This is a genomic window from Sphingomonas sp. UNC305MFCol5.2 (genome assembly GCF_000712135.1).
Lineage (GTDB): Bacteria > Pseudomonadota > Alphaproteobacteria > Sphingomonadales > Sphingomonadaceae > Sphingomonas.
The window spans coordinates 775,829-794,699 of sequence record NZ_JOOE01000003.1; the positions used below are offsets into that span (position 1 = coordinate 775,829).

The 18,871-nt window shown below is 68.5% G+C and carries 17 protein-coding genes; 8 read left to right on the top strand and 9 right to left on the bottom strand.

The features are described from left to right. Window positions 1-20 precede the first annotated feature (20 nt). The gene (gene hrpB / locus BR78_RS0115595) at window positions 21-2,543 is read right to left on the bottom strand and encodes an ATP-dependent helicase HrpB (RefSeq protein ID WP_029937014.1); all 2,523 of its coding nucleotides are present in this window, start codon (window positions 2,541-2,543) and stop codon (window positions 21-23) included. 60 nt (window positions 2,544-2,603) lie between these two features. On the opposite strand from hrpB, the gene BR78_RS0115600 reads away from it, so the two are divergent. Then, complete coding sequence (locus BR78_RS0115600; protein ID WP_029937015.1) at window positions 2,604-2,819, top strand: hypothetical protein; 216 nt, start codon at window positions 2,604-2,606, stop codon at window positions 2,817-2,819. Window positions 2,820-2,837: 18 nt separating this feature from the next. Here the strand turns inward: BR78_RS0115600 and BR78_RS0115605 are convergent, their stop codons facing one another. Further along, window positions 2,838-3,851, bottom strand: coding sequence for a polyprenyl synthetase family protein (locus BR78_RS0115605; protein WP_029937016.1), 1,014 nt, complete (start codon window positions 3,849-3,851; stop codon window positions 2,838-2,840). A gap of 73 nt (window positions 3,852-3,924) precedes the next feature. Between BR78_RS0115605 and BR78_RS0115610 the strand changes: the two genes are divergently transcribed. The 4 genes from BR78_RS0115610 (at window position 3,925) to BR78_RS0115625 (ending at window position 8,068) form a co-directional block, all read left to right on the top strand. After that, a complete protein-coding gene (locus BR78_RS0115610) occupies window positions 3,925-4,218 on the top strand; it encodes a chorismate mutase (protein ID WP_029937017.1) in 294 nt (97 codons plus the stop codon). Between the two features lie 34 nt (window positions 4,219-4,252). Continuing rightward, complete coding sequence (locus BR78_RS0115615) at window positions 4,253-5,368, top strand: glycosidase (protein ID WP_029937018.1); 1,116 nt, start codon at window positions 4,253-4,255, stop codon at window positions 5,366-5,368. A 130-nt stretch (window positions 5,369-5,498) separates the two neighbouring features. Further along, complete coding sequence (locus BR78_RS0115620) at window positions 5,499-7,067, top strand: alpha-amylase family glycosyl hydrolase (protein ID WP_029937019.1); 1,569 nt, start codon at window positions 5,499-5,501, stop codon at window positions 7,065-7,067. After that, entirely contained in the window at window positions 7,064-8,068 is a 1,005-nt protein-coding gene (locus tag BR78_RS0115625; RefSeq protein ID WP_029937020.1) for a glycosyltransferase family 4 protein, read from the top strand. The genes BR78_RS0115620 and BR78_RS0115625 overlap by 4 nt, the downstream gene beginning before the upstream one ends. A 357-nt stretch (window positions 8,069-8,425) precedes the next feature. Here BR78_RS0115625 and BR78_RS0115630 read toward each other — a convergent pair whose 3' ends face one another. Genes BR78_RS0115630 through BR78_RS0115645 form a run of 4 tightly spaced genes read right to left on the bottom strand, consistent with a single transcriptional unit; the run spans window position 8,426 to window position 13,877 of the window. Continuing rightward, complete coding sequence (locus tag BR78_RS0115630) at window positions 8,426-11,833, bottom strand: chromosome segregation SMC family protein (RefSeq protein ID WP_029937021.1); 3,408 nt, start codon at window positions 11,831-11,833, stop codon at window positions 8,426-8,428. A gap of 25 nt (window positions 11,834-11,858) precedes the next feature. Then, window positions 11,859-12,599, bottom strand: coding sequence for a DsbA family protein (locus tag BR78_RS0115635; protein ID WP_029937022.1), 741 nt, complete (start codon window positions 12,597-12,599; stop codon window positions 11,859-11,861). A gap of 25 nt (window positions 12,600-12,624) precedes the next feature. Further along, window positions 12,625-13,332, bottom strand: coding sequence for a DsbA family protein (locus BR78_RS0115640; protein ID WP_029937023.1), 708 nt, complete (start codon window positions 13,330-13,332; stop codon window positions 12,625-12,627). Continuing rightward, window positions 13,332-13,877 (bottom strand): DUF721 domain-containing protein, encoded by a 546-nt coding sequence (locus BR78_RS0115645; RefSeq protein WP_029937024.1) that lies wholly within the window; start codon window positions 13,875-13,877, stop codon window positions 13,332-13,334. Before BR78_RS0115645 ends, BR78_RS0115640 begins: the two co-directional genes overlap by 1 nt. Before the next feature lie 28 nt (window positions 13,878-13,905). On the opposite strand from BR78_RS0115645, the gene BR78_RS0115650 reads away from it, so the two are divergent. Genes BR78_RS0115650 through nudC form a run of 3 tightly spaced genes read left to right on the top strand, consistent with a single transcriptional unit; the run spans window position 13,906 to window position 17,094 of the window. Further along, window positions 13,906-14,952 (top strand): A/G-specific adenine glycosylase, encoded by a 1,047-nt coding sequence (locus BR78_RS0115650; RefSeq protein WP_029937025.1) that lies wholly within the window; start codon window positions 13,906-13,908, stop codon window positions 14,950-14,952. Next, window positions 14,945-16,231: a serine hydrolase domain-containing protein gene (locus BR78_RS0115655; protein ID WP_081855808.1), complete on the top strand. Its 1,287-nt coding sequence runs from the start codon at window positions 14,945-14,947 to the stop codon at window positions 16,229-16,231. Before BR78_RS0115650 ends, BR78_RS0115655 begins: the two co-directional genes overlap by 8 nt. Further along, a complete protein-coding gene (gene nudC / locus BR78_RS0115660) occupies window positions 16,228-17,094 on the top strand; it encodes an NAD(+) diphosphatase (protein ID WP_029937027.1) in 867 nt (288 codons plus the stop codon). Before BR78_RS0115655 ends, nudC begins: the two co-directional genes overlap by 4 nt. Here nudC and BR78_RS0115665 read toward each other — a convergent pair. From BR78_RS0115665 to BR78_RS0115675, 3 genes are all read right to left on the bottom strand, one after another. After that, entirely contained in the window at window positions 17,091-17,600 is a 510-nt protein-coding gene (locus BR78_RS0115665) for a hypothetical protein (protein ID WP_029937028.1), read from the bottom strand. The genes nudC and BR78_RS0115665 overlap by 4 nt on opposite strands. Before the next feature lie 10 nt (window positions 17,601-17,610). Beyond that, the gene (locus tag BR78_RS0115670; protein WP_029937029.1) at window positions 17,611-17,853 is read right to left on the bottom strand and encodes a helix-turn-helix transcriptional regulator; all 243 of its coding nucleotides are present in this window, start codon (window positions 17,851-17,853) and stop codon (window positions 17,611-17,613) included. A gap of 97 nt (window positions 17,854-17,950) precedes the next feature. Beyond that, window positions 17,951-18,841: a prephenate dehydratase gene (locus BR78_RS0115675; protein ID WP_029937030.1), complete on the bottom strand. Its 891-nt coding sequence runs from the start codon at window positions 18,839-18,841 to the stop codon at window positions 17,951-17,953. Window positions 18,842-18,871: the final 30 nt, after the last annotated feature.

Sequence of the window (18,871 nt, forward strand, 5' to 3'; positions counted from 1 at the left end):
TCCAATGAATCCTCAGCGCCTTAACGCGGCGCGGCGTTCCTTGCATCAGCCTTTTTGGTCCTGAGCGTCGCCGATGCGCTTGCGGGATCGTCGGGCCAGGGGTGCCGGGGATAGCGGCCGCGCATTTCCTTCGCGACCACCGCCCAGCTGCCCTTCCAGAAGCCGGGCAAATCGCGCGTGGTCTGGATCGGCCGCCCCGCGGGCGAAGTGAGACTGAGCACCAGCGGCGTGCCGTCACCCAGCACGGGATGGGTAGCGAGGCCGAACAGCGCCTGGACGCGGACTTCGACCGTCGGTCCCGCCTCGGCGGCATAGTCGATCGCATGGCTGGAGCCGGCGGGGGTCTCGAGCCGCGCCGGGGCGAGACGCTCCACTGTCTTCTGTCCTTCCCAGCCGAGCAGATTCTGGAGCGCCTGGGTGAGCGCCTCGGTCGCGACTGCGTCGAGCCGGCGCTTGCCTGCGAGCGCGGCCGGCAGCCAGTCGTCGAGGCTCGCCAGCAACGCCGCGTCGCTCAGCGTCTCGATCCCCGCATAGGCCGCGCGAGTCCGCAGTGCCTGCGCGGTTTCGGACCATGGCAACAGCGAGAGACCGTGTTCTCGCACCCCTTCGAGCAGCGCCGCCTCGATCTCGGCAGGGCTCGCAGCCGAATCGCTCCCGCTCGAAAGCCGGATCGCGCCGAGCCGACGTTCGCGCAGCGCTTCGATGCGGCCGGTCGCGGCATCGAAGCGGACGCTGCGGCGCGTCTCGATCCGGTCGCCGAACAATGCCTCGACGGTTTCGGCCTCGATCTGCGCAGCGGAGAGAATCCGGGCGCCCGCAGCCATGCCCTGGGTCTCCGCCACCGCCAGCCATTCCGCGCGGGCGAGTGGCGATGTCGGGTCGAGCCTGAACCCGCGCCCGCCGGCCGAAACCCAGCTCTCCCCGGAAGCATCGCGCCGCCGCGCGATCCGATCCGGAAAGGCGAGTGCGATGCAGATGGCGATATCAAGCTCCCTCTCTCCGCTTGCGGGGAGAGGGTCGGGGAGAGGGGGAGTGCGGGGCGTTCGCGGTTCAAGCCCCTCTCCCCGACCCTCTCCCCTGAAGGGGAGAGGGAGAAGCTTCGCCCATCGTTCCGCCAGCCTCCGCCCATTCTCTGCCCGCATCCCGCGTTCGCTCCGCCAGCGCCGCAGCCGCAGCTCGAGATCGGGATCGTTCCCGCCGAGCCCACGCTCGCCGAGCAGCACCGCAACCTGCGCGGCGGTGTGCGCCAATCCCATTTCCCCCGCGCGGACGAGCATATGGCCCAGCCGCGGCGGCAGGGGCAGCCGCGCGATCGCCTTGCCGTGCGCCGTCGGGCGGCCGTCCGCGTCGAGTGCCTCCAGCGTCGTCAGCCGCCTGCGGGCTTCGACGACCGCGGCCTCGGGCGGCGGATCGAGCCAGGCGAGATCGCGCGGATCGGCGACGCCCCACAGGGCGCAATCGAGCATCAGCGCCGAGAGGTCGGCTTCGAGTATCTCGGGCGGGTCGAAACGCGGCAGTCCCGCAGTCGCCGCCTCTTCCCACAACCGATATGCCGCGCCCGGCCCCTGCCGCGCCGCGCGACCCGCGCGCTGGGTGACCGATGCCTGGCTCGCGCGCTCGGTGACGAGCCGCGTCATTCCCGCCGCCCGATCGTAGCGCGGGCGGCGCGCAAGCCCCGAGTCAACCACGATCCGGATGCCGTCGAGCGTCAGCGAGGTTTCGGCGATCGACGTCGCCAGCACTACTTTTCGCCGCCCCTCCGGATCAGGGGCGATCGCCGCGCGTTGGGCGCTGGGATCCATGCTGCCGTGGAGGCGATGCAGCACCACCCCGCCGATCTCGCCGAGCCGCTCGGCGGTGCGCTCGATCTCGGCGACGCCGGGAAGGAAGGCGAGCACCCCGCCGGTCTCCTCGCGCAGCGCGGTGCGGACCGCCGCCGCCACCGAATCCTCGATCCGCGCCTCGGCCGCACGCCCGATATGGCGAAGCTCGAGCGGATAGTTGCGGCCTTCGCTCTCTATCACCGGCGCGTCGCCCATCAGCGTGGAGAACCGCGCGCCGTCGAGCGTCGCCGACATCGCCACCAGCCGCAGGTCGGGCCGCAGCGCCGCCTGTGCATCCAGTGCCAGCGCCAGTCCGAAGTCGCTGTCGAGGCTGCGCTCGTGCACTTCGTCGAACAAGACCGCCGAGACGCCCGACAGTTCGGGATCGGACTGGATGCGATTGACGAAGATACCCTCGGTGACGACGGTCACGCGCGTCGCCGCCGAGCGCTTGCTGTCCATCCGCGTGGCATAGCCGAAGGTCTTGCCAACCGGTTCGCCGGCGAGCGCCGCCATCCGCTCGCCCGCCGCGCGCGCGGCGAGGCGGCGAGGCGAGAGCAGCAGCACTTCGCCGACGCACCAGGGCTCGGCGAGCAAGGCGGGCGCGACCGCGGTGGTCTTGCCCGCGCCCGGCGGCGCCACCAGCACGGCGTTGCTCGCGTCCCGCAGCGCGGCGAGCAATCGGGGCAATATGGCGTGGATCGGCATTGTCTCGCTCATCGCGCGCAACCATTTCCCCAAAGCCGGGTTTGGCGCAATCGAGGCAAGGAGCACGCAGACATGGCAAGGACCCTGGCACAGTTCACGATCACTCCCGTCGGCGACGGGGACTATACGCTGCATCTCGAGGACGAGGACGGCGAAACGCTGGAATTCACTGCCGGCTACGAGCAGCTCGACCTGATCGTCGAGGCGATCGAGGAGCAGCTCGACAGCGACGAGGAGGACGTCCTCGGCGTCGACGACGATGAGGACGAGGCCGAAATCGAGGAATAAGGTTCGTCGGGAGGGGCTTCAGTAAGCCCGGGCCACCGCGAACTCGACTGCCTCGACCATCGCATCCTTCGCGGCACCCGGCGCGAAGCCGCCGAGCGCGTCGATCGCGCGCTGGCCGTAATGGCGGGCACGGGCGAGCGTGTCGTCGACCGATCGGCTGGCGCGGACCAATGCGATCGCCTCGGCGAAATCCTCGTCCGAAGTGCGGCGGCCGCCGATCGCGTCCTTCCAGAAGGCGCGCGCGACCTCGTCGCCGCGGGCATAGGCCAGGATGACCGGAAGCGTCATCTTGCCCTCGCGGAAATCGTCCCCGGCGTCCTTGCCCATGGTCGAGGCGTCGGAGATATAGTCGATCGCGTCGTCGACGAGCTGGAAAGCCACGCCGAGATTGCGGCCATAGGTGTCGAGCGCGGCTTCCTCGGCTTCGCTCCGCTCGGCGACCACCGCCGAGATCCTGCAGGCCGCGGCGAACAAGGCCGCGGTCTTCGCGCCGATGATGTCGAGATAGCGTTCCTCGGAAATGTCGAGCCGGCGCACCGCGGTGAGCTGGTTGACTTCGCCCTCGGCGATCACGGCGCTGGCGTTGGACAGGATCTTGAGCACCTTGAGGCTGCCGTCCTCGACCATCAGCTCGAAGCTGCGGCTGAACAGGAAGTCGCCGACCAGCACGCTGGCCGGATTGCCCCAGATGATGTTGGCGGTACGGCGTCCGCGGCGCAGGTCCGACGAATCGACCACGTCGTCGTGGAGCAGGGTCGCGGTGTGGATGAACTCGACCGCGGCGGCGAGCTTGTGATGCCGCGCGCCCGAATAGCCGAGCAACTGCGCGCTCGCGAGCGTCAGCATCGGCCGCATCCTTTTGCCGCCGCCGGCGATCAGGTGTCCGGCGAGCTCGGGGATCAGCGGGATGTTCGACTGCATCCGGTCGAGGATGACCGCGTTCACCAGGTTGAGGTCGTGCGCCACCAGCTGCAGCATCGGTTCCAGCGAAGGCTCGGGCTTTTGCCCCAAGCGATGGATGGTAGCGCTCATGGCCGGGCTCTGGCGCGACGCGACGGCAAAGGCAAGGCTTGCGTAGCGTTCGCGCGCGGGCAAAAGGGGACACATGCCCGACGAGACGCTCAATCGCTATCGCCAGAGCATCGACAATATCGATGCCGCGTTGATCCACATGCTCGCCGAGCGCTTCAAGGTCACCCAGGCGGTCGGCGCCTACAAAGCCACGCACGGGCTGCCCCCGGCCGACCCTTCGCGTGAGGAAGCCCAGATCGCGCGGCTCCGCGGGCTCGCCAAGCAGGCCGATCTCGATCCCGAATTTTCGGAGAAGTTCCTGCGCTTCATCATCGACGAAGTGATCCGCCACCACGAACGGCTGCAGGGCGGAACAGGATCGCCCTAATCCCGTTCGGGTCAGGCAATCGAGGGGAGCGACTGTGTCCGACGATTATCTGATCTTCCGCCCCGACGATGTCGATCTCGCGCGCTCGCCGCTGCGAAAATCGATCGACGCGCCGACTTTCGTGCTCGGCGCGTTCAATCCCGGCCTCACGCGGCTGCCCAACGGCAATCTCCTGCTGATGGTGCGCGTCGCCGAGGCGTTGCGCGATCCGGTGCAGGGCGATTGCGCGCGGGCGATCCGCTGGACGCCTGGCGGCTATGTGCTCGATCGCCACGCGCTCCACGGCATCCACATGGACGATCCGCGCCAGTTCGCGCTCCGGGATCGCAATCCGCGGCTGCTCGGCCTGACCTCGCTCTCATGGCTGCTCCCGGTCGAATTGAGCGGCGACGCGCGGTGCATCGTCGCTGTGCATTACGACAAGGCGATCGAGCCGTCGGCGAGCTTCCTCGAATATGGCGTCGAGGATGCCCGGATCAGCCTGGTCGGCGGCAGCTGGTGGATGACGGTGTGCGGCGTCTCGGCCGAGCGTCACTGCACCGCGATGTACCATTCGGTGAACGGGCTCGACTACAAGTTGCTCGGCGTAGTGCTCGATCATCAGAACAAGGACATGCTGCTGTTCGAAGGCAAGGTCGGCGGCAAGTACATGGCGCTCACCCGGCCGCTCGGCGAAGTCTATTTCACCTATCCGGAAGACGGCGAGTGGCTCGGCGGCCCCGCGATCAACATGGCGCAATCGCCCGACGGCCTCCACTGGAAGCCGCTCGACACACCCGGCATCCGCGCGCGCAAGGGCACGACCTCCACCCAGCGGATCGGGGGCGGCAGCCAGCCGGTGCTGACGCCCGAGGGCTGGATGCTGATCTATCACGGCGTCGAGAAGCAGGGCGCGGTGGGGATCTATCGCAGCTTCTGGGCGCTGCTCGACAAGGACGATCCCTCGAAGATCCTGCGGCAGGAAGATCAGGTCCCCTTGCTCGAGGCCAACCCCACGCTCACCGCCGATATCGCGCACCAGATGTACCTGCCCACGCCGGTGGTGTTCACTACCGGCGTGGCCGATGCGGGCGACCATTATATCGTCGCGAACGGTGAGGCTGATTTGGCCTGCCGGATCACGCACCTCCCGAAGGAGCGCTTCCGGTGATGCATCCAGCCGTCACCCCGGCCTTGTGCCGGGGTCCACTAGGCCACACCGGAAAAGCAGGAGTCTCCAGGCCACCGCTCGCCTCGCGGTGGACCCCGGAACAAGTCCGGGGTGACGAATGGAGGGGCAGATGATCGAACCCATTTGGTGGCAAAGTGGCACGATCTACCAGATCTACCCGCGCTCGTTCCAGGATTCGAACGGCGACGGCATCGGCGACCTCCGCGGCATCGAGTCCCGTCTCGACGATTTGGTCGCGCTCGGTATCGACGCGATCTGGATTTCGCCGATCTATCCCTCGCCGATGGCCGATTTCGGTTACGACGTCGCCGATTATACCGGCGTGGATCCGCGCTTCGGCACGCTCGACGATTTCGATTCGCTATTGAAGGCCGCGCACGCTCGCGGGCTCAAATTGCTGCTCGATTTCGTCCCCAATCACAGCTCCAGCGAACATCCCTGGTTCGTCGAGAGCCGATCGTCGCGCGATAACCCGAAGCGCGGCTGGTACATCTGGCGCGATCCCGCTCCGGACGGAGGCCCGCCCAACAACTGGATCAGCGATTTCGGCGGCCCGGCCTGGCAATATGACGAACGCACCGGTCAATATTATTACCACGCCTTCCTCAAGGAGCAGCCCGACCTCAACTGGCGCAACCCCGGGCTCCGCCGGGCGATGCTCGACGTGCTGCGTTTCTGGTTCGATCGCGGCGTCGACGGGTTCCGGATCGATGTGCTGTGGCACATGATCAAGCACCAGGATTTCCCCGACAATCCGGCCAATCCGGCGTACACGCCCGCGATGGGCGAGATGCACCGCGTGCTCCAGCTCCACTCGACCGATCAGCCCGAAGTGCACGGCATCGCCGCCGACATGCGCCGCGTCGCCGACGCCTATCCCGAGCGCGTGCTGGTCGGCGAGATCTACCTGCCGGTCGATCGGCTGATGCGTTATTATGGCGAAGGCGAACCGGGCGTGCATTTGCCCTTCAACTTCCAATTGATCGAGGCGCCGTGGGAGGCGCGCAGCCTTGCCGCGCTGATCGCCGATTACGAGGGCGCGCTGCCCGCGGGCGGCTGGCCGAACTGGGTGCTCGGCAATCACGATCGCCCGCGCGCCGCCACGCGCTTCGGCGCGGCGCAGGCCCGCGTCGCGGCGATGTTGCTGCTCACGCTCAGAGGCACGCCGACGATCTATTATGGCGACGAGATCGGCATGCAGGATGTCGCGATTCCCTCTGCGCAAGTGCAGGATCCGCGTGAGCTGCGCGAGCCCGGCATCGGACTCGGCCGCGATCCGGTGCGCACACCGATGGCGTGGGATGCAAGCGCCAATGCCGGCTTCTCGACCGCCGCGCCGTGGCTGCCGCTCCATCAGGACTGGCATGCGCGCAACGTCGCCGCCCAGCGCGAGGACCCGCGCTCGATGTGGCGGCTCTATCACGATCTGCTGGCGCTGCGGCGGGCGCATCCGGCGCTGTCGATCGGCGACTGGCTGCCGATCGAATGCACGGGCAGCCTGCTCGCTTATGAGCGTCGCCATCGCGACGAACGGCTGCTCATCGTGCTCAACCTCGGCGACCGGGCCGAAAGTTTCGCGATCCCCGAATGGGCGGAAGGTCTGCAGGTCCTCCTCACCACCGGCACCGGCGGCGATCCCGCGGTGCTCGGGCCGAACGAGGGATATGTGCTCGGATGAAGATCGCGATGCTGGCGCCGATCGCGTGGCGCACGCCGCCCCGGCATTACGGCCCATGGGAATTGGTGACGAGCCTGCTCACCGAGGCTCTCGTCGCGCGTGGGATCGACGTGACCCTGTTCGCCACGCAGGATTCGATCACTGCCGGCACGCTCGCCGGAGTCGTGCCGCGCGGCTATGAGGAAGACCCGGCGATCGACGCCAAGGTCTGGGAATATGCCCACCAGTCGCATCTGTTCGCCCGCGCCGGCGAATTCGATCTGATCCACAACCAGGCCGATTTCCCCGCGCATGCTTATGCCCCGCTGATCGACACGCCGATGGTCACGACGATCCACGGCTTCTCCTCGGATCGCATCCTGCCGATGTACAAGCCGTTCGAGGATCGCGTGCATTTTGTCGCGATCAGCGACGCCGATCGGCACCCGTCGCTCAGGTACGCCGCGACGATCCATCACGGCATCCGCCTCGACGAATTCCCGTTCGACCCGCAAGGCAGCGACGACCTGCTCTTCTTCGGCCGCATGCACCCCGACAAGGGCGCCGCCGAGGCGATCCATGTCGCGCGGGCGACCGGCCGCCGCCTCGATCTCTACGGCATCGTCCAGGATCAGGGCTATTTCGACCGCGAAGTGTTGCCGCATGTCGATGGCGAACGGATCCGCTATCTCGGCCCGGTCGGTGGCGAGGCGCGGCTGCGTGCGCTCGGCAAGGCACGGGCACTGCTCCATTTGATCAATTTCGACGAACCCTTCGGCCTGTCGGTGATCGAGGCGATGGCGTGTGGGACCCCGGTGATCGCGATCGATCGCGGCAGCATGCCCGAGCTGATCACCCCTGAGACCGGCATCCTCGTGAAATCGGCCGGCGAGGCGATCACTGCGCTGGGAGAGATCGACGGTATCGATCGCGCCGCCTGCCGCCGCCACGTCGAGGCGCATTTCTCGGTCGAAGCGATGGCCGACAAATACATCGCTCTGTACGAACAAATCCTCGCCTGACTCCCGTCATCCCGGCGAAAGCCGGGATCTCAGGCGGAGGCGCGATACGCCCTTCTCCGTCACCCCGGCCTTGTGCCGGGGTCCACGAAGCCGCACCGGAAAGGCTCGAGCCTCAAGTCCATCGCGGGCCTCACGGTGGACCCGCAACAAGTCCGGGGTGACGAAGGGAAGAAACATGGCCTTACTTGCAATGTAGGATTTCGCCTGCTGCAATCGCGCCGCCAAGATGCGGTGACGCATCGCGGCCTCGCTCTTTGAACCCGTTGATAGGCACCGCCTCCGCGTAACGATCTTTCTTCGCGCGGAAATTTTCTTTCACGATTCGCGGGAAAAGTGCGAAGTTAAGCCGGCGAAATCCTATTCCGCCGCCAGCAAAGTCTCCGCCCCGCCCAGATCCACCGACACCAGCCGGCTCACCCCGCGCTCGACCATCGTCACGCCGAACAGCCGGTGCATCCGGCTCATCGTCGCGGCGTTGTGCGTGACGATCAGATAGCGCGTCGCGGTCTCGCGCGTCATCGCTTCGAGCAGGTCGCAGAAGCGCTCGATATTGGCGTCGTCCAGCGGCGCATCGACTTCGTCGAGCACGCAGATCGGCGCCGGATTGGTCAGGAACAGCGCAAAGATCAGCGCCACCGCGGTCAGTGCCTGCTCGCCGCCCGAGAGCAGAGTGAGCGACTGGAGCTTCTTGCCCGGCGGCTGCGCCATGATCTCGAGCCCCGCCTCGAGCGGATCGTCCGAATCGACCAGCTCGAGATGCGCCTGCCCGCCGTTGAACAAGGTGCTGAACAGCCGCCGGAAATGCACATCGACTGCCTCGAATGCAGCGAGCAGCCGCTGCCGTCCCTCGCGGTTGAGCGTCCCGATCGATCCGCGCAGGCGATTGACCGCTTGCGCCAGCTCGTCGCGCTCGGCGGCGTTGCTGATGAAAGCCGCTTCCAGCTCGGCCAGCTCGGTCTCGGCGACGAGGTTGACCGGTCCGATCCGCTCGCGCTCGGCGCTCAATTTCTCGTGCGCCGTGGATTCGTCCTGCGGACTGCGCACGCTCTCCGCCTCGAACCCCGCCTTTTGCGGCAGCAAGGGCGGCGGGCATTCGAAGCGCTCACCCGAGAGCCGCCCCATCTCGATCCGCCGCGCTTCCTGGTTCTCCGCCCGCGCAGTCGCCCCGGCGCGCGCCTCGCGTGCCTCGGCGAGTGCCTCATTGGCCGTGCGGACGTCGCCTTCGGTGGCGCGCAGCGCGGCTTCGGCCTCGCGCTCGGCAGCTTGCGCCGTGGCCGATTCGGCGCGCGCGGTCTCGGTCGCCGCCTCGGCTTCGGTAACCGCGGCGTCGAGCGCGGCGGGGCGAGCCGCGATCGCTTCGCTTTCCTCGGCCAGTTCGGCGGCGCGCTTGTCCATCTCGGTCGAGCGCCGCGCCGCCTCGCCCGCACGCGATTTCCAGCTGCGGCTCTCGGCTCCCGCGGCGGCGAGCCGCTCGCGCGCCTGACCGATCTCGCGATCCAGCGTCCCCCGCTCGCTGCGGGCATTGGCGGCGCCGGCGCGGCGTATCTCGGCTTCGGATGACAGCGCCGCGACCCGCGCGCGTGTGTCCGATCCGTCGGGAAGCGCAGCCTTGGCGGCCTCGGCGCGGGCGAGTTCGCCCGCTGCCTCGTCCTGCTCGGCGGCAATGCGGGCACGCCGCGATTCGAGGTCGGCACGCTGCGATTCGAGTCGCTCCAGCTGCGCTGTGGCGCGATCCTCGGCACGGCCCGCCTCGCGCCCGGCATTCTCGGCATGGTCGAGCACGCGGCGGCAATCCATGGCGGCGCGGCGCGCTTCGGCGATCGTCTCGTCGATCCGCGCGAGCTCGATATCGGCGGCGTCGACCGCGCGCACCGCAGCGGGGCGCGCTTTCTCCAGCGCCGCGAGCCGGTTGACGCGCTCGAGCCGTTCGGCTGCGGCCGCTCCGCCCGATTTCGCGACATAGCCGTCCCAACGGCGCAGCACGCCGGCCAGCGTCACCAGCCGCTGCCCCACCGCGAGCGGCTGCCCGGCGTCGGTCTCCGCCACCAGCACCTGCGCAAGCCGCCGGGCGAGCGCAGGCGGCGCCTCGACATGGCGCGAGAGCGGTGCGGTATCATTGGGCGCGCTCGGATCGCCCGGTCGCGGTTCCGCGCCCGCCCAATAGCGCTCGGCTCCGGCATCGAGCCCCGCCTCGAGATCGTCCCCCAGCGCCGCGGCGAGCGCGCGTTCATATCCCGCGTCGACCTTGAGCCTGTCGAGCAGCCGGTCCTTGCCAGAAGGTCGCGTCGCTTTGGCGAGCGCGGTGGATTCGCTGTCGAGCTGCGCCAGCTCGGCATGCGCGGCGGCGCGCGCGGATTGGGCCCGGTCGCGCGAATCGATCGCGCTGCGCTCGCTGGCATCCGCGCGGGTCAGGCCCCCACGCGCCGTCTCCGCCTGACGCAGCGCCTGCGCGCGCGCTTCGGCGGCGCGCGCTTTCTCCGCCTTGAGCGGTTCGGCATCGCCGAGCGCGCGTATCTCGGCATCGATACGTGCCTGGTCGCGTGCCGAGCGCTCGGCGCGGGTACGCGCGGCGATCAATGCGGCTTCCGCGACGCGCGCGTCTGCCGCCTCGCTCGCTTGCGCCGCGAGCGCCTGGGCAAGTGCCACCTCGACATCGCGCGCGGCGCGCTCAGCCTCGGCCAATGCCGAGTCGAGCGTCGGCATCCGCGCGCCGGCCTCGTCGATCCGCGCTTCCAGCGTGCGCGCCTCTTCGGCCAGTCGTGCCAGTGCCTCGGCGGCGTCGTGCGCGAGCGCGCCTTCGCGGCTGCGGTCCTCGGCTAGTCGGATCGTGGCGTCGCGCAGCTCCACGATCCGGCGCTCGACCCCCGCGCGCTCGCTGCGGAGCGTCGCCAGCCGGTGCATCGCCTCGGTCGCGCGGTCGCGAACGGTGAGCGCATCGGCGCGGACTCCGGCGAGCGTCTCCGCCGCCGCCTGTTGCCGAGCCGCTGCGGCATCATGTGCCTTCGCCCGTTCGGCGACGAGAGCCTCGGCCGCGACCGCTTCCTTCTTGGCGGCATCGGCAGCCTCGGCAGCGTCGCGCCAGCGCGCGAAGATCATCCGCGCCTCGGCGACGCGGATGCGGTCGGACAGCTCGCGATAGCGCTCGGCCTGCCGCGCCTGCCGCTTGAGCGCGGCAGCCCGAGTCTCCTGATCGCCGATCACCTCGTCGAGCCGGGTCAGGTTGGCTTCGGTCGCGCGGAGCTTCTGCTCGGCATCGCGGCGGCGGACGTGGAGACCCGCGATCCCCGCCGCCTCTTCCAGCATCGCCCGGCGCTCGCCCGGCTTGGCCGAGATGATCGCCCCGATCCGCCCCTGGCTCACCAGCGCCGGCGAATGTGCGCCGGTCGCCGAATCGGCGAAGACCAAGGCGACATCCTTGGCGCGGACGTCGCGGCCGTTGATCCGGTAGGCCGATCCCGCGCCCCGCTCGATCCGGCGGACAACTTCGAGCTCGTCATCTTCGCCGACCTGCTCGGCGAGGATCGAGACTTCGGCGAAGTCGCGCGCGGGCCGGGTGGCAGTGCCGGCGAAGATCACGTCTTCCATGCCCGCGCCGCGCATCGATTTGGCGCTGTTCTCGCCCATCGCCCAGCGCAAGGCTTCGAGCAGGTTGGACTTGCCGCACCCGTTGGGGCCGACGATCCCCGTGAGGCCGGGCTCGATGCGCAGATCGGCCGGATCGACGAAGCTCTTGAAGCCCGTCAGTCGCAGCCTTTTGATCTGCATCGGCGCCGCCCCCCGCGGTTTGTCGTCAGCGGGCCCCGGCCGCCTGCAGCGCGGTCTCGACCTGCGACCACATCGCCGCGTCGACAGCCTTGCCGTTGATGAAGAAGCTCGGCGTGCCCTGCACGCCACGGTTGTTCGAAGCATCGGCCATCACGTCGGCGATGCTCTTGATCACTGCCTGGTCGGCGAGGCACTGGCGCGCTTTGGCTTCGGGAATGCCGCGCTGCTTGACGAACTCGATCGCGCCCATTCCTTCGGCCATCGCCGCAGCAGCCTGGGGCGGCGCCATCGTCTGGAACTGCTGCATGAACGTTTCGGGCAGCGCAGTCATCTTCTCGCCGAAATTCGCCTGGTTGGCGAACATCTGGTCGAGCATCGGGAAGAAGGCTTCGGTGCCGACGCACTGGTTGAGCAAGGCGAGCGCGAGATCGGGCGGGCCGTGGAGCGGGAAATCGCGGAACTCGTAGCTCACCTTGCCGGTCGAGACGTATTTCTGGCGGAGCGGCTCGACGCCCTCGGCGGCGAAGCGGCCGCAGGTCGGGCAGGGGCGCGAGCCATATTCGACGAGCTGGATCGGCGCATTGGGATTGCCCTGGCGGAAGCCGCCCTCGGGCGTCTTGCTGACGATATCGACCCATTGCTTGCCGGCGGGCGGGGCGGCCTGCGCGACCGGGGTGCTCGACGTCACCGGGGTGGACGCGTTCTCGGTACCGCCGCCGCAGGCCGCGAGCGCGAGAAGGGGGAGCAAGGCGAAGGCAAAACGCATATTCGTGTCTCCGAAGAAATGTCGGTCAGCTGTCCGCGGCGCGGAGCTCGGGCTGAAGTTGATCCCAGGTAAAGGCGCCCACGCGGCGCCCGTTGACGAAGAAGCTCGGGGTGCCCTGGACGCCGGCCTTGGCGCCGGCGGCAAAGGTATCGGCGATGCCCTTGATCAGCGCGGGGTTGGACAGGCAGCGCCGCGCCTGCGCCTCGGGCAGCCCGCGCGCCTTCATGAAAGCGATCATGCCCAGCGCTTCGGCGAACTTGGTCGCCGCTTGCGGCGGCGGAAGTGCCTGCCATGCCTCGATCTGCTTGGGCTGGCTGTCGATCAATTTGTGCAGCGGCGCATCGAAGCCCCGCTGGTTGGCGAACATCGCGTCGAGCGTCCGGAAGAAAGCCGGGGCAGGCACGCACTGGTTGAGCAAGGCCAGCGACAAATCGGGCACGCCGTGGATCAGATAGTCGCGGAACTCGTAGCTGAGCTTTCCGCTGGCGATCCACTCGCGGCGGAGCGGCTCGACTCCTTCGGCGGCGAAATGGCCGCACGTCGGGCAGGTGCGCGACCCATATTCTACCAGCTTGATCGGCGCATTTGGGTTGCCCTGGCGAAAGCCGCCTTCGGGAGTCTTCGCAACCACGTTCACCCAGTTCGCCGCGGGCGCGCGGCGCGCCTGCTGCGCGGGGGCGGTGGCGGCACCGAGCGTCAGCAGCAGCGTGGCGGCAAGCAAGCGCAAAGGCATCAGTCGATCCTGCCGAGCTTGAGCGTTTCGTCCGCCGCCGCGACTCCGGCCGCAAGCGATTCGAGCACTGCCTTCAATTCGGGATCGGCGATGCCCCGCAAACTGTCTCCCATCGCTTCGGACAACGGCTTGAGGCTGGGCGGCGGCGCGGTCTTGGCCACGCGTTTGATCTCGCCCTGGCGGATCGCGACGCGGACGACCGCGGGATAGCCGAAGAAGCGATTGACCCGGTCGACGATCTCCGGCGCGATGTGCTGCATCATCGGGGCATGCGCTCCCGCGACGACGAGGCTCAACACGCCCTCGGCGCGCTTGCCCTGCGGGAAGCGGATCGATTCGGGCGCCGAGACCCGCGCATAGCGCTCGCCGACGATCTCGCCCCATCGGCTGACGATGGCGTGCTGGACGAAGCCGAACTTGCGGAACGCGGCGCGGCCGACATCGGGCAGCAGCTCCGAAACGGGCCGCGCACGGTTCGATCGCTGCGGTTCGAGCCTGGGTTGTCGCGTGGTGGCGCGCTTCGGTTTATCGGGGGCCTTCGTCATTTCGGCCTACCCATGCCATAGGCGAGGCGTGCCCGACAACGTCCCTCGCGCAATCGCCGCTCCGCTGCTCACCTGGTACGACGCTTATGCCCGCGACCTGCCATGGCGCGCGCGGCCCGGCGCCAACGCCCCCGATCCGTACCGAGTGTGGCTGAGCGAGGTCATGCTCCAGCAAACCCAGGTCGCCAGCGTCATCCCCTATTTCGAGAAATTCACTGCGCGCTGGCCGAGCTTCGAGGCACTGGCGGCGGCGGAGGATGCCGAGTTGATGGCCGCGTGGGCGGGGCTCGGTTATTATGCCCGGGCGCGCAACCTGCTCGCCTGTGCTCGCGAAGTCGCACGTCGTGGCGCGCTTCCCGAAACCGAAGCCGAATTGCTCGGCCTGCCCGGGATCGGCGGCTACACCGCCGCCGCGATCGCAGCGATCGCGTTCGGCCGGCGCGCGGTGGTGGTCGACGCCAATGTCGAACGGGTGGTGACTCGGCTGTTCGCGCTGGCCGATCCGCTCCCCGGCGCCCGACCCCGCATCCGCGCGCTCACCGATAGGATCACGCCGGACGCCCGCGCCGGCGATTTCGCGCAGGCGATGATGGATCTCGGCTCGGGCATCTGCACCGCCCGCGCGCCGCGCTGCCTCCTCTGCCCGTTGCGCGCGCAATGCGACGGCTTCGCCACCGGCGCGCCCGAGCTTTTCCCGGTCAAGGCCGCCAAGGTGCCCAAGCCGCAGCGCTACGGTACGATGTTCTGGCTCGAGCGCGACGATCGGGTGCTGCTCGTCCGGCGTCCGGCCAAGGGGCTGCTCGGCGGCATGCGCGCGCTCCCCACCGGGCCCTGGGCCGATTCACCGCCCGGACTGACGGAAGCGCCCATTGCCGCGGAATGGCAATTGTTCGATGCGCAAGTCCGTCACGGCTTCACGCATTTCAACCTCGACGTGGCGCTTGCGGCTGCAACAATCCCGGCGCACACAGACGCGCCGGAGGGCGAATGGTGGCCGATCGCCGAGATCGAAACGGCGGGGCTGCCGACTGTTTTCGCCAAAGCGGCAAGGATGTTCGGGAGGATGCATGCGTAGTTGGCGGATATTCGGATCGATCGCGGCGCTGGCCATGGCCGGCCCGGCCTGGCCCCAAACCGCTACCGCACCTTTGCCCTCTCCCGATTCGCGCAGCCTCACCACACAGGGCGAACTGGCCCGGCGTGTCGTCGCCGACGGCAAGGTGCCGGGCATCGTCATCCTCACCGCGGTGGGCAACGGCGTGCCGCATCTCGTCGCCGAGGGGCGGATCGCGGTCGAGCCGGATGCGCCGGCCGCGAATGCCGACAGCCTGTGGCGCGTCTATTCGATGACCAAGCCGATCACCGGCATCGCCGCGATGATCCTGATAGAGGAAGGCAAGCTCGGGCTCGACCAGCCGATCAGCGACTTCATCCCCGCGTTCAAGGACATGAAGGTCCTCGTCGATCCGGCCAAGGACCTGACCAGCCGCCCCGCCGTGCGTCCGATCACGGTACGCAACCTGCTCACCCATACTGCGGGTCTCGGCTATACCATCATCACCAAGGGGCCGCTGCTCGACGAATATAACCGGCGCGGGATCAATCCGGCGCAGGTCAACGCGCTGCTCGAGCCGGGTATGCGCGGCGCACGGCCGGCGAGCCTCGAGGAATTCGCCAATCGCGTCGCGACATTGCCGCTGATCGCCGATCCGGGCGCCAAATGGAGCTATTCGATCGGGCTCGACGTGCTCGGCCGCGTGATCGAAGTCGCCGGCGGCATGCCGTTCGATCAGTTCGTCAACACGCGCATCTTCGCGCCGCTCAAGATGCAGTCGAGCTTCTGGACCGTGCCGCAGGCAAAGGCCGGGATCCTTTCCACCAATTACATGGCGCCGGGAGTCGCGATCGATCAGGGCGCCACGTCGGTATGGCTCCAGTCGCCCAGCTTCCCTTATGGCGGCGCCGGCCTCGTCATGTCGGCGCGCGATTATGACCGGTTTCTCCACATGCTGCTGAACGGCGGCGAACTCGAAGGCGCCCGCATCCTCAAGCCGGAGACCGTGAAACTGGCGATGTCGGACCTGCTCCCGCCCACCGTCGATCGCTCGACGCTCGCACAGATGACCGCCGATACCGGTGCGCCGATGGGCTTCGGCGCGGGCGGCTCGGTCTATCTCGCCGATGCGCCCGGCGGCGCGGGCAAGGGCACCTTTGGCTGGGCGGGTGCGGCGGGATCGATCGGCTGGGTCGATCCGGCGCACCGGCTCCGCGCGACGATGATGATCAATTCGTTCAGCGAACAGACGCTCAAGCGCGAAACATCGAAGGCGATCTACGCCGATCTCGCCCGGTGACGGCGCCCGGCTTTACCGGCGGCACGCTCGACCGTGCCGACCGGGTTCGCCACGAACCGGCGCTGCTCGCGGCGGCCGAAGCCGATCCGCTCGCGCGCCTGCTCGTGCTCCACGGGCTGGACCCCGAGCTCGACGATGCCGATCGCCTCGTCTGGGCCCCGCTCGACGCGGCGCCGGGCGAGCGCCTGTTCCTCGGCTTCGACGAAGGCGTTCCGCTCTTCGCCGCCGCGCCGCCACACGGGCAGCGGCTGCCCGGGGGTCGCTCGCCCGCCTTGTTCGCGATGCTCGATCGTTTCCATGCGCAGGATGCCGCGCTCTATGCCGCCGCGCGGAGCCTCGTCGACTGGCACGGCCGCCACGGCTATTGCGCGGTCTGCGCCACCCCCACTGCGATCTTCCGCGCCGGCTGGGCGCGGTCCTGCCCCAATTGCCATGCCGAGCATTTTCCGCGGGTCGATCCGGTGGTCATCATGCTCGCCGAGCTGGGCGACAAGGTGCTGCTCGGCCGGCAACCACCATGGCCGCAGGGGCGATACTCGGCGCTGGCCGGCTTCCTCGAAGTCGGCGAATCGATCGAGGAAGCGGTCCGCCGCGAGATATTCGAGGAAGCGGGCGTCCGCGTCGGTGCGGTGCGCTATGTCGCCAGCCAGCCCTGGCCTTTCCCCTCGTCGCTGATGATCGCCTGTATCGGCGAGGCCGAGGACGACGCGATCACCATCGATGTCCACGAACTCGAGGACGCCCGCTGGTTCAGCCGTGACGATGTCCGCCGCGCGCTGGCCCGCGATCCCGGCGCTCCGTTCGGCGCCCCGCCGCCTTATGCGATCGCCCATACGCTGCTGACCGCCTGGTTCGAGGGCTAGTCGTCGTCGGCGACCGGCCGGGTCGCCCAGCTCGCATGCAGCGTCGGCACCGCCGAATGGAGCGTGATCAGGTAGAAGCCGAGCGAGCGCAGCTGATCGAGGATGGCGAAGCGCGGCCACTCGCCGATCAGCGCCAGCCCGACGACCAGCCAGATGCCGGCGAATGCCGCCATGCTGACAGCGGCGAACCCGGCGAGCATGGCGCGGCTCCGCAATGCGCGATCGAACTCGTCGACCCGTTCGGGCGCCCCCCAGGGCTTCAGCGGCCCGAAGATCGGCAGCATCACGGCGATCGCGAAGCCCAGCATGATCAGCGCATAGCCGGCATTGACCAGATCGATGCGGATCAGCCCCGTCAGCATGCCTGCCGATGCCATTGCCAGCGCAATGATCGGTACCCAGCGCAGATGCCGGCGGCGCGCCTGGCCTCTGGCGATGGCGGGAACGCCGGTACGCTCGGCGGCGGCGTCGAGCCTGGCGAAAAAGCGTTGATTGAACTTGGCCATGGACCGGCTCCTATTCGGCGGCGCGCCGCAGCGCCGTCGCCACGGATTCGAAGGGATCGAAGGAGAAGAGCAATTCGACCGGCACGTCGAACACCCGCGCGATCTTCATCGCCAGCTCCAGGCTGGGGCTGTAGTCGCCGCGCTCGAGATAGCCGATCGTCTGCGGGTTGACGCCCGCCGCATCCGCCAGTGCGCGCCGGCTCATCCCGCGCTCGGCGCGGAACAGGGCAATGCGATTGTGAATTTGCGACATTGCAAGGACTCATGAGACGATTTGTTGTGTATAGGCAACAAATCGTCTCATGAGTCAAGTGAGCGGGGTCAGCCGCTCTGCATAACCATCGCTAATTTCAGGGTCGCTCGCGCGCCTGCGGATAGGTGCCGAGCACGCGCATCCACTTCGAATGGAATTTGAGCTCCTCGAGCGCGCGGTCGACCGCGGGATCGCCCGGGCCGCCGACGATATCGGCATAGAATTCAGTCGCCGCGAAGCTGCCGCCGCGCTGATAGCTTTCCAGCTTGGTCATGTTGACGCCGTTGGTCGCGAAGCCCCCCAGCGCCTTGTAGAGCGCCGCCGAGACGTTCTTCACTTCGAAGATGAAGGTCGTCATCATCGGGCCCGCGATCGGCAGCGCCAAGGGCTCGCGCGCAAGCACGACGAAGCGCGTCATGTTGTGCTCGGCATCCGCCAGGTCCGATTCGAGCAGATTGAGCCCGTAAAGCTCGGCCGCCCCGGGCGGTGCGAGCGCGGCGATCGCGGGGTCGGCCATTTCGGCGATCACCGCGGCTGCGCCGGCGGTATCGGGATAGGCGACGGGCGCGATCCCGCGCGCCTTGAGCCAGTGGCGGCACTGGCCGAGCGCCTGCGGATGGCTCATCGCCTGGCGGACCTGGTCGAGGCTGCCCGTGCCCATCAGGCCGTAGCGGATCGGCAGAAAATGCTCGCCGGTGATCGCGAGGCCGGATTCGGGCAGCAGGAAGTGGATGTCGGCGACGCGGCCGTGGAGCGAATTCTCGATCGGGATCATCGCGCGGTCGGCGCGGCCTTCCTTCACGGCATCGATCGCGTCCTCGAACGAAAAGCAGGGCAAGGGCAGCCCGTCGGGAAAGGCCTCGTGCACGGCGATGTGCGAATTGGCGCCCGGCGCCCCCTGGAACGCCACGGTGCGGCCCGGCTCGGCCGAGGCCCTGGCGATCATGTCGGCGACGATCGGTCGCGCAGGCGCTGCGAAATTCTCCATGGGATCGCGCGCTAGCGGTGCGCGTTTCCC